At 52.0% G+C, this 13,527-nt stretch carries 15 protein-coding genes; 7 read left to right on the top strand and 8 right to left on the bottom strand.

Going from position 1 to position 13,527, the window contains the following annotated elements:
• Positions 1-44 precede the first annotated feature (44 nt).
• The 5 genes from moaB (at position 45) to GC128_RS01540 (ending at position 2,536) form a co-directional block, all read left to right on the top strand.
• Complete coding sequence (gene moaB, locus GC128_RS01560) at positions 45-557, top strand: molybdenum cofactor biosynthesis protein B (protein ID WP_151992808.1); 513 nt, start codon at positions 45-47, stop codon at positions 555-557.
• A 3-nt stretch (positions 558-560) separates the two neighbouring features.
• The gene (gene moaC / locus GC128_RS01555) at positions 561-1,046 is read left to right on the top strand and encodes a cyclic pyranopterin monophosphate synthase MoaC (RefSeq protein WP_151992807.1); all 486 of its coding nucleotides are present in this window, start codon (positions 561-563) and stop codon (positions 1,044-1,046) included.
• Entirely contained in the window at positions 1,039-1,284 is a 246-nt protein-coding gene (gene moaD, locus GC128_RS01550; RefSeq protein WP_151992806.1) for a molybdopterin synthase sulfur carrier subunit, read from the top strand. Before moaC ends, moaD begins: the two co-directional genes overlap by 8 nt.
• A gap of 1 nt (position 1,285) precedes the next feature.
• Positions 1,286-1,738, top strand: coding sequence for a molybdopterin synthase catalytic subunit MoaE (moaE, locus tag GC128_RS01545; RefSeq protein WP_151992805.1), 453 nt, complete (start codon positions 1,286-1,288; stop codon positions 1,736-1,738).
• Between the two features lie 87 nt (positions 1,739-1,825).
• On the top strand, positions 1,826-2,536 hold the full coding sequence (locus tag GC128_RS01540) for a Bax inhibitor-1/YccA family protein (protein WP_034456535.1): 711 nt from the start codon (positions 1,826-1,828) through the stop codon (positions 2,534-2,536).
• Between the two features lie 51 nt (positions 2,537-2,587).
• On the opposite strand, the gene GC128_RS01535 is transcribed toward GC128_RS01540, so the two are convergent.
• From GC128_RS01535 to GC128_RS01525, 3 genes are read right to left on the bottom strand one after another with little or no spacing between them, the layout of a single operon-like run.
• Positions 2,588-3,556: a lysylphosphatidylglycerol synthase domain-containing protein gene (locus tag GC128_RS01535; RefSeq protein WP_151992804.1), complete on the bottom strand. Its 969-nt coding sequence runs from the start codon at positions 3,554-3,556 to the stop codon at positions 2,588-2,590.
• A complete protein-coding gene (clsB, locus tag GC128_RS01530; RefSeq protein WP_151992803.1) occupies positions 3,556-4,800 on the bottom strand; it encodes a cardiolipin synthase ClsB in 1,245 nt (414 codons plus the stop codon). Before clsB ends, GC128_RS01535 begins: the two co-directional genes overlap by 1 nt.
• Positions 4,797-5,555 carry an endonuclease/exonuclease/phosphatase family protein gene (locus GC128_RS01525; RefSeq protein WP_151992802.1) on the bottom strand — a complete coding sequence of 253 codons (759 nt, stop codon included), beginning with the start codon at positions 5,553-5,555 and terminating at the stop codon, positions 4,797-4,799. Before GC128_RS01525 ends, clsB begins: the two co-directional genes overlap by 4 nt.
• Before the next feature lie 132 nt (positions 5,556-5,687).
• Here GC128_RS01525 and GC128_RS01520 point away from each other — a divergent pair, with 132 nt between their 5' ends.
• Positions 5,688-6,098, top strand: a complete 411-nt coding sequence (locus GC128_RS01520; RefSeq protein WP_151992801.1) for a YbhQ family protein — start codon at positions 5,688-5,690, stop codon at positions 6,096-6,098.
• Here GC128_RS01520 and GC128_RS01515 read toward each other — a convergent pair.
• The 5 genes from GC128_RS01515 to cecR all read right to left on the bottom strand — a co-directional run bounded on the left by GC128_RS01515 (position 6,060) and on the right by cecR (position 11,863).
• Positions 6,060-7,166: an ABC transporter permease gene (locus GC128_RS01515; protein ID WP_151992800.1), complete on the bottom strand. Its 1,107-nt coding sequence runs from the start codon at positions 7,164-7,166 to the stop codon at positions 6,060-6,062. The genes GC128_RS01520 and GC128_RS01515 overlap by 39 nt on opposite strands.
• A 146-nt stretch (positions 7,167-7,312) precedes the next feature.
• Complete coding sequence (locus GC128_RS01510) at positions 7,313-8,452, bottom strand: ABC transporter permease (RefSeq protein WP_151992799.1); 1,140 nt, start codon at positions 8,450-8,452, stop codon at positions 7,313-7,315.
• On the bottom strand, positions 8,439-10,187 hold the full coding sequence (locus tag GC128_RS01505) for an ATP-binding cassette domain-containing protein (RefSeq protein WP_151992798.1): 1,749 nt from the start codon (positions 10,185-10,187) through the stop codon (positions 8,439-8,441). Before GC128_RS01505 ends, GC128_RS01510 begins: the two co-directional genes overlap by 14 nt.
• Positions 10,180-11,166, bottom strand: a complete 987-nt coding sequence (gene hlyD, locus GC128_RS01500; RefSeq protein ID WP_407643432.1) for a secretion protein HlyD — start codon at positions 11,164-11,166, stop codon at positions 10,180-10,182. The genes GC128_RS01505 and hlyD overlap by 8 nt, the downstream gene beginning before the upstream one ends.
• A 1-nt stretch (position 11,167) precedes the next feature.
• Positions 11,168-11,863 (bottom strand): transcriptional regulator CecR, encoded by a 696-nt coding sequence (cecR, locus tag GC128_RS01495; protein ID WP_151992796.1) that lies wholly within the window; start codon positions 11,861-11,863, stop codon positions 11,168-11,170.
• Positions 11,864-12,115: 252 nt separating this feature from the next.
• Here cecR and rhlE point away from each other — a divergent pair, with 252 nt between their 5' ends.
• Entirely contained in the window at positions 12,116-13,483 is a 1,368-nt protein-coding gene (rhlE, locus tag GC128_RS01490) for an ATP-dependent RNA helicase RhlE (protein ID WP_151992795.1), read from the top strand.
• Positions 13,484-13,527: the final 44 nt, after the last annotated feature.

The following is a 13,527-nucleotide window of genomic DNA, read 5'->3' as shown; positions in this document are numbered from 1 at the left end:
CCCGCTGGACCCCAATAATTTTGGGTATAAAAAGGAAGATAACAATGAGCCAGATAAGTAGCGAATTTGTCCCGGTAAATATTGCCATTCTGACCGTCTCAAGCCGCCGTGGCGAAGACGACGACACCTCCGGCCATTATCTGCGTGAAGCAGCAACTGACGCGGGCCACCACATTGTTGCCAAAGCGATTGTGAAAGAAAACCGCTACGCAATTCGTGCCCAGGTTTCCCAATGGATTGCCGATGAAGAAGTGCAGGTCGTGCTGATTAACGGCGGCACCGGTTTTACCGATGGCGACCAGACCCCGGAAGCGCTTCTGCCGCTGTTTGACCGTGAAATCGAAGGTTTTGGTGAAGTGTTCCGTATGCTCTCTTTTGAAGAAATCGGTACATCAACGCTGCAATCGCGCGCGCTGGCAGGTATCGCGAACCATACGCTGATTTTTGCTATGCCAGGTTCAACCAAAGCATGTCATACCGCGTGGGAAAATATCATTCAGCCACAGTTGGATGCCCGCGTGCGCCCTTGTAATTTCCACCCACATCTCAAGAAATAAACTATGTCGCAACTGACTCATATTAATGCGCAAGGCGAAGCGCACATGGTTGATGTTTCCGCCAAGGCAGAAACCGTGCGCGAGGCGCGTGCGGAAGCGTTTATCACCATGGAAGCTGCAACGCTCGCCATGATTATTGAAGGCAGCCACCACAAAGGTGATGTATTTGCCACGGCGCGTATTGCCGGGATTCAGGCTGCGAAGCGCACCTGGGATTTGATCCCGCTCTGCCACCCGTTAATGCTTAGCAAAGTCGAAGTCAATTTAGCTGCTGAACCTGAACATAACCGCGTGCGTATTGAATCTGTATGCCGTTTGACGGGCAAAACGGGTGTTGAAATGGAAGCGTTGACCGCAGCATCCGTCGCCGCGTTAACCATCTACGATATGTGCAAAGCCGTGCAAAAAGACATGGTGATTGGCCCGGTGCGTTTGCTGGAAAAAAGTGGCGGTAAGTCTGGCGACTTTAAGGTTGAGAGCAATGATTAAAGTTCTGTTTTTTGCCCAGGTGCGTGAATTGGTCGATTGTGACCAACTGCAACTAGACGCCATTTTTAGCGATGTTGAACAGTTGCGTGAGAGCCTTGCAACCAAAAGCGATCGTTGGGCGCTGGCATTAGAGTCCGGGAAATTACTGGCTGCCGTGAACCAGACGCTGGTTAGTTTCGACCATCCACTTACCGACGGTGATGAAGTTGCTTTCTTCCCACCGGTTACCGGAGGCTGAAATGGAGAACACCCGAATCCGCGTCAGCCATGAAAACTTCAACGTGGGTGATGAGTACCAGTGGCTCGCGCAGTGCGATGAAGACGGTGCTGTGGTGACTTTTACCGGTAAAGTGCGCAACCATAATCTTGGCGATAGCGTCAGCGCTTTAACGCTCGAACACTATCCCGGCATGACCGAAAAAGCGCTGGCGGAAATTATCGAAGAAGCGCGTAATCGCTGGCCGCTCCAACGTGTCAGTGTGATTCACCGTATTGGTGAGCTATGGCCGGGTGATGAAATCGTTTTTGTCGGGGTCACCGGCGCGCACCGTAGTTCGGCATTCGAGTCTGCACAATTCATTATGGATTATCTGAAAACGCGTGCGCCGTTCTGGAAGCGCGAAGCCACTGCTGAAGGCGACCGTTGGGTCGAATCACGCGAAAGTGATAAGCAGGCGGCCAAACGCTGGTAACAGGCGCCTTCGCGCAGTTGTGTTAATCTTAAGGTACAGGCTATCAAGCCTGAAATTCGGTCAACGTAATTCACTTAAGGAAGCATCATGGATCGATTCCCACGTTCCAATGACACCATCGTGCAGCAGGCCCGTACCGGCTTGCAGGCATATATGGCACAAGTTTATGGCTGGATGACCTGCGGCCTGTTACTGACGGCATTTGTCGCCTGGTATGCTGCGAATACGCCAGCAGTAATGGAATTCGTTTTTTCCAGTAAAATCACTTTCTTCGGGCTTATCATCGTTCAGTTGGGTTTAGTGTTTGTGCTCTCGGGCATGGTGCATAAGCTCAGCGCAGGTATGGCAACCAGCTTGTTTATGCTCTATTCGGCATTAACGGGTCTGACGCTTTCCAGCATTTTTATCGTCTACACCTACTCGTCTATCGCCAGCACCTTCGTCGTTGCAGGCGGCATGTTCGGGGCCATGAGCCTGTACGGTTACACCACCAAGCGTGATCTCAGCGGTTTTGGCAATATGCTGTTTATGGCGCTGATCGGTATTGTGTTGGCTTCACTGGTGAACATGTGGCTGAAAAGCACGGCGCTGATGTGGGCTGTAACATATATCGGCGTGATTGTGTTTGTGGGTCTGACGGCTTATGACACCCAGAAGCTGAAAAACATCGGTGAGCAAATTGATACCCGTGATACGCAAACTATGCGCAAATATTCAATTCTTGGCGCATTGACCCTGTATCTCGACTTCATCAACTTGTTCTTGATGTTGTTGCGTATTTTCGGCAACCGCCGTTAATTTCGATGATTATGTAGGGTGGATTAGCGTAAGCGACATCCACCCTAATTCTTACGAACTCTCCTGAATATTCTTCTCGTTCTTCACGCGCATCTTCTTCGCCCGACTCTCAAGCCCTAAATAGCAAACAATCGCCAGTATCAGCGGCGCGATGTAATAGAGCATTCGGTACGCCAGCAATGCCGCAATAATCTTGCCGTTCGTGACATGCTCGCCTGCCAGCAAAGCAATAAACACCGCTTCCAGCACGCCGATTCCGGCGGGAATATGCACAATCACCCCGGCAATACTGCTCACTAATAACACGCCCAACACGAAGAAATAGTTCACCTGCTGGCCGAGCAACAGCCAGATAATCGCCCCCATCACCATCCAGTTACTGCTTGAGATCACCAGTTGCATCAGCGCGAATTTAAACGATGGCAGCACCAGGCGCTGGCCTTTGATCGTCATATGGCGATGTTTGGCGAAGGCACAAAACCACAGATAAACCGCGATGATTGCCAGCAATACGCCACCCAAAATCCGTAAAGTGGTTTCGTCGATGTACCAGTGATCCGGCAATTGCACTACGCCGACGGTAAAAATCACCCCCGCCAGCAAAATGTAGCCCAGCCAGTTGGTGGAAATACTCAATGAGAAGATGCGCGTAATCGTCGCACTCGGCAGCCCAAGCCGTGAATAAAGGCGGTAACGCATGCCGATGCCGCCAACCCAGGTACTTAGCGTGAGGTTGAATGCATAACAGATAAACGACACTAACATCACCTGGCGCTTTGCCAGTTTGTGTCCGCAATACGACCGCGCCAGTAAATCGTAACAGCCGTAAATCAGGTAGCTCAAAATGACCAGACCGACTGCGCTAAACAGTGCCAGACGGTTATAGTTACGAATAACCTTCCAGACCTCCTCCCAGTCAACCTTCGTTGCATACACCGTCAGCAGCACGATAACGGCGATGAAAAACAGCCAGGTGAGTATCTTCTTCGCTTTGCGCCATTTTGGATGCGAGTGCGACATCAGTATTTCACCCCTGGATTATCTGTCTCAACCCGATCCTGCGTTTCCATATGTGGCTGCGCGTGTGGCATCACTTGCGCAAGTTTTGGCGTATGCGCAGGTAACCAGCCGACCATCGCCGGGAAGTGGCGCAAGAAGTGGAATGCCAGCACGCTCTTACCCAAATTCCACCAGGTGCGTTTTGGCAGCATCGATTCGACAACCGGGTGGCAATCTTTGGCAATCAACCCGGTTAGATTGCCACGCAGCGTGTCATTGAATGTGCGGTCGTGAATAATCAAATTCGCTTCAAGATTTAGCGACAAACTCAACGGGTCAAGATTACTGGAGCCGACCGTTGCCCAATGGTCATCCATGATGGCGACTTTGCCGTGTAGTGGGCGGCGGTGATATTCATAGATTTTCACTCCGGAACGCACTAAGTAGTTGTACAGCAGGCGTGCACCGACTTTGACAATCGGCATGTCAGGCTCGCCTTGCACAATCAATTTCACCGATACGCCACGGCGAGATGCAGTACGCATTGCATGGAGCAGCCGGTAGCCGGGGAAGAAATAGGCGTTGGCAATAATCACTTCACGCTTCGCTTTGCTGAGCATTTTCAGGTAATAACGCTCGATATCATCGCGGTGCTGGTTGTTATCTCGCCATACAAACAATGCTTGTGCTTCACCGGGCGTCAGGTTTTCTTGCGCTGGGTTACGGCGGCGTCGCCACCAGTGGCGTTTATCGTCGTGACCGGGCAGGTTAGAAATCACGTACTGGTAAATATCATCCACCACGGGCCCTTCAACTTTGACCGAGTAATCTTGTTTCGCCTCTGGGCCGTAATCACTCATCTGTTCAGCGGAATAGTTAATACCGCCGACAAATGCAACGATGCCATCCACCACCACGATTTTGCGGTGCATACGACGGAACAAATTAGTACGCATACCAAATACCAGCGGGCGCGGATCGTAATAGCGGAACATCACTCCTGCGGTAGTCAGTTGGCTGACAAAATCATCGCTTAAATCTGGCGAACCATAGCCATCAAGCAAGACTTCGACGCTCACGCCGCGACGGGCAGCATTAAGCAAAACTTCATGTAATTGCTTTCCAACATCATCTTCAAACCAGATGAATGTCTCGAGAATCACTTTGCTGCGGGCATGTTCTATGGCTTTAAATACAGCCGGGAAAAACTGGTCACCGTTTTCGAGTAATGTAATTCGGTTCCCGTCACGCCAGTTATTTTTCATATATGAATCTCCACGGCTAATGGCGCATGGTCGGAGAGATGTCGCCACTGCCGCAATGGCAGCGCCGTTGGTGCACTCGCGGACGCATTTTTCACATAAATTCTATCGAGGCGAAGCAGCGGAAAGCGAGCAGGGAAGGTGCGTGCCGGACGGCCGGTTGCACGGGTAAATACCTCATCCAATCCGGTTTGCTTTAATTGCCGGTTAGCGCGTTGCTGCCAGTCGTTAAAATCGCCAGCCACAACTACTGGCTCGCCTTCTGGCAGTTCATTAACCAGTTGGCAGAGCATATTGAGCTGAGCCTGGCGGTGAGCGTCATGCAAACCGAGATGCACACAAATGACATGCGCACGAATATTGGCACCCGGTAGGTTTATCTGGCAGTGCAGCATGCCGCGTTTTTCGTGGCCTTCTACCGAAATATCGCGATTTTCATATTGGCTGATGGGGAAGCGAGATAAAACCGCATTGCCGTGATGCCCTTCGGGATAAACCGCGTTGCGGCCGTAGGCAAAATCGCTCCACATTGTATCGGCGAGATATTCGTAGTGGCTGGTATCCGGCCAGTTATCAACATGCAGTGAGTGTGCTTCGTGAGCACCCATCACCTCCTGCAAACAGACTATGTCAGCAGAAGCTGCACGTACTGCATCACGCAACTCAGGCAAAATAAAACGCCGGTTGAGTGCGGTGAAGCCTTTGTGTGTATTAATTGTGAGCACTTTAAAGGATAGGTGCTGAGCCTTATTACTCATGCTTCTCCCGGCATTGTTAACATCCTGATGAAAATAAAGTGTAGTCTCTGTCACAAATAGGTGCCGGGTTACGGAATTTTCCGCATACTGCGGTACTCTGAATGACAGGAAATAGCGGCCAGGAGAGAAATAATGAAATGGCAACAACGTGTACAAGTGACAACAGGCCTAAGCTGCTGGCAGATAATGCTGCATCTTTCTGTGCTTTGTTTACTGCTCGTTGGCTGGAAAACTGCCTCCCTCATACCGGTCGGGATTGGCTTATGTTTGCTGTATGCAGCAACAGTAATTTTAATGTTCGCCCTCCAGCGTGTACGCACCGGGCGGTTACGTGACATTGGTGATTTTCTTGAAGAGCTGACTACCACCTGGTATTTCGGTAATGCGATGATCGTGCTGTGGCTGTTGTCACGCGTGGTCGAAAACAAATTCCTGCTGGCAGGCGCAGGCCTGGCAATGATTGCCGGGCCGATTATTTATTCACTGCTGGTTAAAGATAAGGCCTCAGGCGATTTTGCGCCGAAACATCCAGTACGCCGCTGAACCCGTTGTGGCTGCTATCACCAATAGTGGCCACACACTTCCCCACACAATGTCAAAACTCGCGTTCTTCAAATAAATCTGCTTAGTAATATCGGTGAAATGCCGTATCGGATTTACCCATGTTAGGTTTTGCAGCCACACTGGCATATTCTCGACAGGCGACACATAACCCGACAGCAAAATCGCTGGCATCATAAAGACAAACACTCCAATAAACGCTTGTTGTTGTGTTGAGCATAGCGATGAGATCAGCAACCCAAACCCCACCAACGACAAGCCATAAATCAGCATCGTGAAGTAAAACAAAAGCAGCGAGCCGGAAAACGGAATGTGATAACCCCATATCCCAACCCCCAGAACGATGGTTGCCTGGCCAATCGCCACAATTTGCGCAGGTACCGCTTTGCCGACAAATATTTGCCAGGTCGCCAGTGGGGAAACCAGCAGTTGGTCAAGCGTGCCTTGTTCACGTTCGCGAGCCACGGAAAGCGAAGTAACAATCATCACGCCGATGGTAGTGATCATCGCAATCAGCGACGGCACCACGAACCATTTGTAATCCAGATTTGGGTTGTACCAGTTGCGAACCACCAGTTCGCTGTTATTCGGTTTTGGCTGCCCGGAGACCAGTTCCTGTTGGTAATTCTTGACGATCTGTTGCAGATAATTTGCCGCAATCTGTGCGCTATTGGAGTTACGCCCATCGAGAATAATTTGCAGTTTTGCCGGTTGCTGGCTGGCAATATCGCGTGAAAACTCTGCCGGGAAGCGAATCAGCAGCAACGCTTTTTGGTTGTCGATAGTCGACTGGATCTCCTGCGGGCTTTTTAGCAACAACACATGGCTAAACGCTTTAGCGCGCGCAAAACGCTGAGTCAATTCAACCGAGTGGCTGCCGTTGTCTTCGTTATAAATGGCGATGGTCGCATTAGTCACTTCGAGCGTTGCGGCGAACGGAAACAGCACCACCTGCAATACCACAGGCAAAATCAAGATCGCCCGCGTTTGCGGTTCGCGCAGTAGGGATTGCAATTCTTTGCGAATCAGAGTCCAGAGTCGATATAGCATCACTTTCCCCATTAACAGGCTATTTTATTTGCCATTTTGGGTTTGATCAGTGCTCGGAATCCTCACGTACTTCATGTACGCTCCGGTTCCTCCGCGCTGTCCGCGCCCAAACTGGCTGCAACAATTACGCCTTTAGTCAGTTGTACCTAATCAAGACGGCGCTTGGTTTTCAGTGCCGTCAGGCCGATAAACATCACCGCCGAGGCAATCAAAAACAGTGTGTTGATAATCAAAACGGTCGAAATATTACCCGCCAGAAACAGGCTTTGCAGCGTACTGACGAAATAGCGCGCCGGAATGATATAGGTCACCGCGCGGATAATCGCCGGCATACTGTCAATCTGGAAGATAAAGCCCGACAGCATAATCGACGGTAGAAACGCGGCGTTTAACGCCACCTGGGCTGCATTAAACTGGTTGCGGGTAATCGTGGAAATCAGCAGCCCCATACCGAGTGTGCTGAGTAAAAACAGGCTGGTTATCAGGAACAAAATCAGTAACGAACCGCGATAAGGCACGCCAAGAATAAACACCGACACCAACATACACAGCAGCATCGCCAGCATGCCTAACACGTAATAGGGCAGTAGTTTGCACAGCAATAATTCTGTGCGCGTCACTTGTGTGGACAGAAGCGCTTCCATGGTGCCGCGTTCCCATTCGCGCGCCACCACCAGCGAGGTCAGGATCGCACCAATCACCGTCATGATGATGGTAATGGCTCCAGGAATAATAAAATGCTGACTAATGGCCGCCGGGTTAAACCAATAACGTAGTTGCACGTCAATTAACGGCTCAAACTTCTCCCCCCGGTCTTCCGCCCGCTGTTGTTGCCAGATTTGCCAAATCCCCTCCATGTATCCCTGCACGAAGTTGGCGGTATTGGGTTCACTGCCGTCGGTAATGACCTGCACTGGTGCGGTAGCCCCGGCGCGCGCCATGTTCTGCGCAAAATCAGTAGGGATAACCACCAGCCCGCGAATTTTCCCTGCCTGCATCAGTTGAATCAGATGCTGGCGGTTATCGCTGATGGTCGGGTCGATATAGGGTGAGGCCGTAATGGTATGGGCGAAATCCAGCGCTTCTTCGCTTTGCTGCTCCAGCAGCACGCCAACTCGCAGACGGCTGGAGTCGAGGTTGATGCCATAGCCAAAAATAAACAGTAACAACAGTGGGATAACCACCGCAATCAACCAACTGCTTGGGTCGCGCACGATCTGGCGCGTTTCTTTCACGCAAAGAGCGCGTACGCGCCGCCAGGAAACAGCTTGATTATGCTCGCTCATTTTCGTGCTCCTTATCCCATTGATGGATAAGCGTAATAAATGCTTGCTCCATAGTTGGGTCAGTTTGCTCGTCGTCGGCGGCTTGTTCTTTCAGGTCATCCGGTGTGCCGCTGGCTATTAACTTACCGCGATACACCAGCCCGATTCGGTCACAGTATTCGGCTTCATCCATAAAGTGCGTGGTCACCATAACGGTCACGCCTTTCTCCACCATGCTATTGATATGCAGCCAGAACTCACGGCGGGTGATCGGGTCAACGCCCGATGTTGGTTCATCAAGAAACAAAATATCTGGCTCGTGCATCAGCGAACAGGCCAGCGCCAGGCGCTGCTTAAAGCCCAGGGGTAGCGCATCTGTTGAGCTGTTCATGATGGGTTTTAGACTGAAAGCTTCACTCATACGGTTAATTTTCTCCTCCTGAGCTTTGCCGCGCAGGCCATACACGCCGGAGAAAAATCGCAGGTTTTGTTCCACGGTAAGGTTGCCGTACAACGAGAATTTCTGTGCCATATAGCCAAGATGCTGGCGAGCTTTTCCAGAGCTGGTTTTCAAGTCCATATCCAGCACCAGCGCTTTGCCAGACGTTGGCACCAGCAGGCCGCACATCATTTTAAAAGTGGTGGATTTCCCGGCACCGTTTGGCCCTAACAGACCAAAAATATCCCCTCGCTGAACGGTAAAATCAACGTTATCCGTGGCAGCAAAATCACCGAATTTTTTGGTGAGCGATTCGGCTTTGATAACGGTTTCCCCAGGCTTTCCTTCCACTGTATGCAGAATTTTCCCCAGCGGAGATTCCTGGGTTGCCGCGCCGCCTAGCAGGTCGATAAACGCATCTTCAAAGCGTGGTTCGGTTTGTGAGATATTTTCTGGCGGCACATTCAGCGCCTGGGTGAGTTCTTCAACGGAGGTGTCTTTGGCGAGTATCAGACGCACCGAACGGCCCTGAATCACGCCATCGCTGACCTGCGGCAATTTCAGCGCGCGTTGCAGCAACTTGCGGTTGTTCTCATCACTATGAGTTACAAGTAGTGAGCGTCCAGCCATTTGCTGCGTCAGTTCTTTAGGGGCACCGTGATACAACAGCTCGCCTTCGTTCATCAGTAGCACGTCGCGGCACTGTTCGGCTTCGTCGAGGTATGAGGTACTCCAAAGAATCAGCATGCCGTCGCCTGCCAGTTCATGCACCATTTGCCATAATTCACGACGCGAAATCGGGTCGACGCCAACGCCGGGTTCATCAAGCAATAGCACTTTTGGCTGTCCGACAAGTGTGCAGGCGAGGCCGAGCTTTTGCTTCATCCCGCCGGAGAGCTTCCCGGCAAGCCGCGTGGTAAAAGGGCCAAGGGCAGTAAATTCCAGCAGCCGCTTAAATGTTTTTTCGCGTTCCTCCCCGGTTACGCCACGTAAGTCGGCGTACAGCGTCAGGTTTTCCATCACGGTTAAATCTTCGTACAGGCCAAACTTTTGCGGCATGTATCCCAGAACCGCATGTAACGCGCGGTCATCTTCTATGGGATCGAGCCCGATTACGCTGGCACTCCCTTCGCTTGGTTTTAACAGCCCCGCCAGCATGCGCATCAGCGTGGTTTTCCCCGCGCCATCCGGGCCGACCAGACCTGTCACTGAACCGGTATGAATCTCGCACTCAAGGCGTGCCACAGCAGGTTTTTCCTGGCCGGGGAACTGCTTCATTATCCCTTGCAGGCGAATGATACCGTCCTGGCTACTCATGCGCTTTCTCGTCATTGAATTTCACGGTGACAGGCATTCCCTGGCGCAGCGCGTCGTCGGCATCGGTGACGATAATTCGCAGGCGATAAACCAGGTCGGTGCGTAAATCAGGTGTTTCGACAGTTTTCGGAGTGAATTCAGCGGTTGGGGAGACAAAGCCAATCTTGCCGTGATACGGCTTATCCGGGCGTCCATCGGTATAAACCAGCAGTTCTGTGCCTGGTTTTGCTTGATTCAGGCTTACTTCGTTCACATAAGCACGCACCCAAACCGGGCGGGTGAGGGAGAGGGTTAACACGGTGCTTCCGGCGTTCAACATGGTGCCTGGTTCAACCGCGCGGGTCAGCAGCGTGCCGTCAGATGGTGCGATCAGCGTGGTGTCTTGTAGATCCAATTGCGCCTGTGCAAGCTGCGCTTTTGCCTGTTGCAGGCTGGCTTGTGCCTGGGCAATTTCCTGCGGGCGGTTACCGGTGCGATACTGGCTTAACTTATCGCGCGCGGCTTTCAGCGTCGCTTTTGCCTGGTCGCTCGATGAGCGGGCATTTTCCAGGTCGTTGGCAGAAATAACCCGGCGTGCCCACAAACCCTGCTGGCGCTGATAAAAGTTTTGCGCGTAATCAAAAGCGGCCTGTGCCTGGTTTACCTGCGCTGCTGCCTGAGCTATTTCTTCGTCACGGTAACCGGCGATGATCAAATCAAATTTTGCCTGCGCTGCTGCGACATTCGCCTGCGCTTGCAGCAATGAGTTTTGATACGGCCCTTGATCCAACTCGCCCAGCGTTTCCCCGGCTTTGATTGCATCACCTTCGTCAACCTGTAACGCCGCAAGACGCCCGCCAACGCGGAAGCTCAAATTAACGGTGCGAATATCCACGTTTCCATACAGTGTCAGGCCTTGGTCTTGCTGGCTTTTGTACCAGTACCAACCGCCAAGTCCCGCCGCGATAAGCGCCACCAGCGCCACAATAATTATTGGCATTTTACTTTTCATTGCTGGCATTTCCTCGTTCCGTTGATAACCCCTGCAAAATGAAATCGATATGGCTGCGTACCACATCGCTGATTTGTTTCACGTTCTCTTTGTCAAACGTCGGCCACCCGGCGCGCAGCAGAATGGTTTCTCGCCCAAGTCGAAAAGCCAGTATCTGTCCGAGCAGCGCATGGGTATGGAGAATTGTTTCGGTATCATCCGGGTGGCGCCCGGTATATCGCCCGACCAGGCATGTCAGATGCGTATGCATTGGTGCAATCACTTGGTCGTGAATCAGTTGATAAGCGGGAGTCGGCGAGAGCTGTTCGCGGGAAATAAACTTGCTGAGGTTTAGCGTTTCATCGGCGGTCAGCAGGACAATCATATGTTCACAAGCGGTATGAATGAGCTCGCGAATTTGTGATTTATCGGGCTGTGGCTGGCCAAGGATCGCCTCGGCGCGTTCGACATGAGGCTTGAAATTTTGCGTGATAAAGTCGGCTATCCATTGCGCGGATGCCATATACAGCTCTTCTTTTGAACCAAAATAGTAGGTGATGGCGGCAATGTTTTGCCCGGCAAGCGCGGCAATATCGCGAGTGGTGGCGTGTAGACCATACTCACCAAACTGGGCGATAGCGGAAGCAATCAGCGTATTTTTTGCGTGCTCGCCGCGGGAAGTTGCAGGCGTCGGTGTTGCATTCATACCGACCTCTTAATAAGTTAATCAATCGATTGATTAAGAGTAGGCGCGTGATACCCAAGTGTCCAGTTCCCAACAATTATCTTGTGAATGTGTCGAAAAATAGAATTTGTGCGCAAAGTCACAAAACCTGTTACACTGCGCGGCTTACGGCACCGTGGTTTGTGCCCCTCTCTCGCGCCAGAATGACTGGCGTCATATGAACCCCTGGAAACTACACCGCACCTCGCGGTCAGGGCGATTCTGGAGTTCCAAATGTCTTTTGATTCTCTCGGCCTGAACGCCGATATTCTGCGTGCAGTGGAAGAGCAGGGCTATCGTGAGCCTACCCCTATTCAACGCCAGGCGATCCCGGTCGTCTTAGCAGGTCGTGACCTGATGGCCAGTGCCCAAACCGGCACCGGTAAAACAGCTGGCTTTACCTTGCCGCTGTTGCAGCGCCTGGTCGACAATCAGCCGCATGCCAAAGGTCGTCGTCCGGTTCGTGCGCTCATCCTGACGCCAACCCGTGAGCTTGCCGCTCAGATTGGCGAAAACGTGAGTGACTACAGCAAGTATTTAGATATCCGTTCGCTGGTGGTTTTCGGCGGCGTGAGCATTAACCCGCAGATGATGAAACTGCGCAGCGGTGTAGATGTACTGGTGGCAACACCTGGCCGTCTGTTAGATCTGGAACACCAGAACGCTGTGAAACTCGACCAGGTAGAAATCCTGGTGCTGGATGAAGCTGACCGCATGCTGGACATGGGCTTTATCCACGATATCCGTCGTGTGCTGGCTAAATTGCCTGCGCGTCGCCAGAACTTGCTGTTCTCTGCAACCTTCTCTGATGAGATTAAGGGCCTTGCTGAAAAGCTGCTGCATAATCCAGAAGAAGTGTCCGTTGCGCGTCGTAACACCGCATCCGAGCAAGTGACTCAACACGTTCATTTCGTTGATAAGAAACGTAAAAGAGAACTGCTGTCTCAGATGATTGGTGAAGGTAACTGGCAGCAAGTGCTGGTGTTTACCCGTACCAAACATGGCGCAAACCACCTGGCAGAACAGCTGGGCAAAGACGGTATTACCGCTGCGGCTATTCACGGTAATAAGAGCCAGGGCGCGCGTACTCGTGCATTGGCTGACTTCAAAAACGGTGGCATTCGTGTGCTGGTGGCAACGGACATCGCCGCGCGTGGTCTTGATATCGAAGAACTGCCACATGTTGTGAACTACGAACTGCCAAACGTACCGGAAGATTACGTGCACCGTATTGGCCGTACTGGCCGTGCGGCAGCAACCGGTGAAGCGCTGTCTCTGGTGTGTGTTGATGAACACAAATTGCTGCGCGACATCGAACGTGTCCTTAAGCGTGAAGTTCCTCGTATGGCACTGCCAGGCTATGAAGTAGATCCGTCCATTCCAGCTGAGCCTATCGTTAACGGTCGCCAGCAGCAACGTGGCGGCGGTCGTGGCAATGGCGGTGGTCAAGGCCAGGGTCAACGTCGTGGCGGCAATGGCGGCGCATCATCAGATCGCAGCAGCGCACCACGTCGCCCATCACGCGCACAGGGTGATGGTGCCGCTAAACCTGCTGGTGCAAACGGCCGTCGCCGTCCAGCTCGTAAGCCTGCATCCGCATAATTAATTAGGCTTTGCCAACTCATACAGAGGCGCTAACATAGCGC

It is taken from the genome of Buttiauxella massiliensis, from assembly GCF_902500225.1.
Classification (GTDB): Bacteria; Pseudomonadota; Gammaproteobacteria; order Enterobacterales; family Enterobacteriaceae; genus Buttiauxella; species Buttiauxella massiliensis.
This window is presented reverse-complemented; position numbering and strand designations above follow the sequence as displayed.

Coding starts and splice junctions, on each gene's coding strand:
- GC128_RS01525 (WP_151992802.1), bottom strand. CDS start 5,555: ATGAGTAATAAGGCTCAGCACCTATCCTTTAAAGTGCTCACAATTAAT.
- hlyD (WP_407643432.1), bottom strand. CDS start 11,166: ATGCCAATAATTATTGTGGCGCTGGTGGCGCTTATCGCGGCGGGACTT.
- GC128_RS01520 (WP_151992801.1), top strand. CDS start 5,688: ATGAAATGGCAACAACGTGTACAAGTGACAACAGGCCTAAGCTGCTGG.
- clsB (WP_151992803.1), bottom strand. CDS start 4,800: ATGAAAAATAACTGGCGTGACGGGAACCGAATTACATTACTCGAAAAC.
- moaD (WP_151992806.1), top strand. CDS start 1,039: ATGATTAAAGTTCTGTTTTTTGCCCAGGTGCGTGAATTGGTCGATTGT.
- moaE (WP_151992805.1), top strand. CDS start 1,286: ATGGAGAACACCCGAATCCGCGTCAGCCATGAAAACTTCAACGTGGGT.
- GC128_RS01510 (WP_151992799.1), bottom strand. CDS start 8,452: ATGAGCGAGCATAATCAAGCTGTTTCCTGGCGGCGCGTACGCGCTCTT.
- GC128_RS01505 (WP_151992798.1), bottom strand. CDS start 10,187: ATGAGTAGCCAGGACGGTATCATTCGCCTGCAAGGGATAATGAAGCAG.
- cecR (WP_151992796.1), bottom strand. CDS start 11,863: ATGAATGCAACACCGACGCCTGCAACTTCCCGCGGCGAGCACGCAAAA.
- GC128_RS01540 (WP_034456535.1), top strand. CDS start 1,826: ATGGATCGATTCCCACGTTCCAATGACACCATCGTGCAGCAGGCCCGT.
- moaC (WP_151992807.1), top strand. CDS start 561: ATGTCGCAACTGACTCATATTAATGCGCAAGGCGAAGCGCACATGGTT.
- rhlE (WP_151992795.1), top strand. CDS start 12,116: ATGTCTTTTGATTCTCTCGGCCTGAACGCCGATATTCTGCGTGCAGTG.
- GC128_RS01535 (WP_151992804.1), bottom strand. CDS start 3,556: ATGTCGCACTCGCATCCAAAATGGCGCAAAGCGAAGAAGATACTCACC.
- moaB (WP_151992808.1), top strand. CDS start 45: ATGAGCCAGATAAGTAGCGAATTTGTCCCGGTAAATATTGCCATTCTG.
- GC128_RS01515 (WP_151992800.1), bottom strand. CDS start 7,166: ATGCTATATCGACTCTGGACTCTGATTCGCAAAGAATTGCAATCCCTA.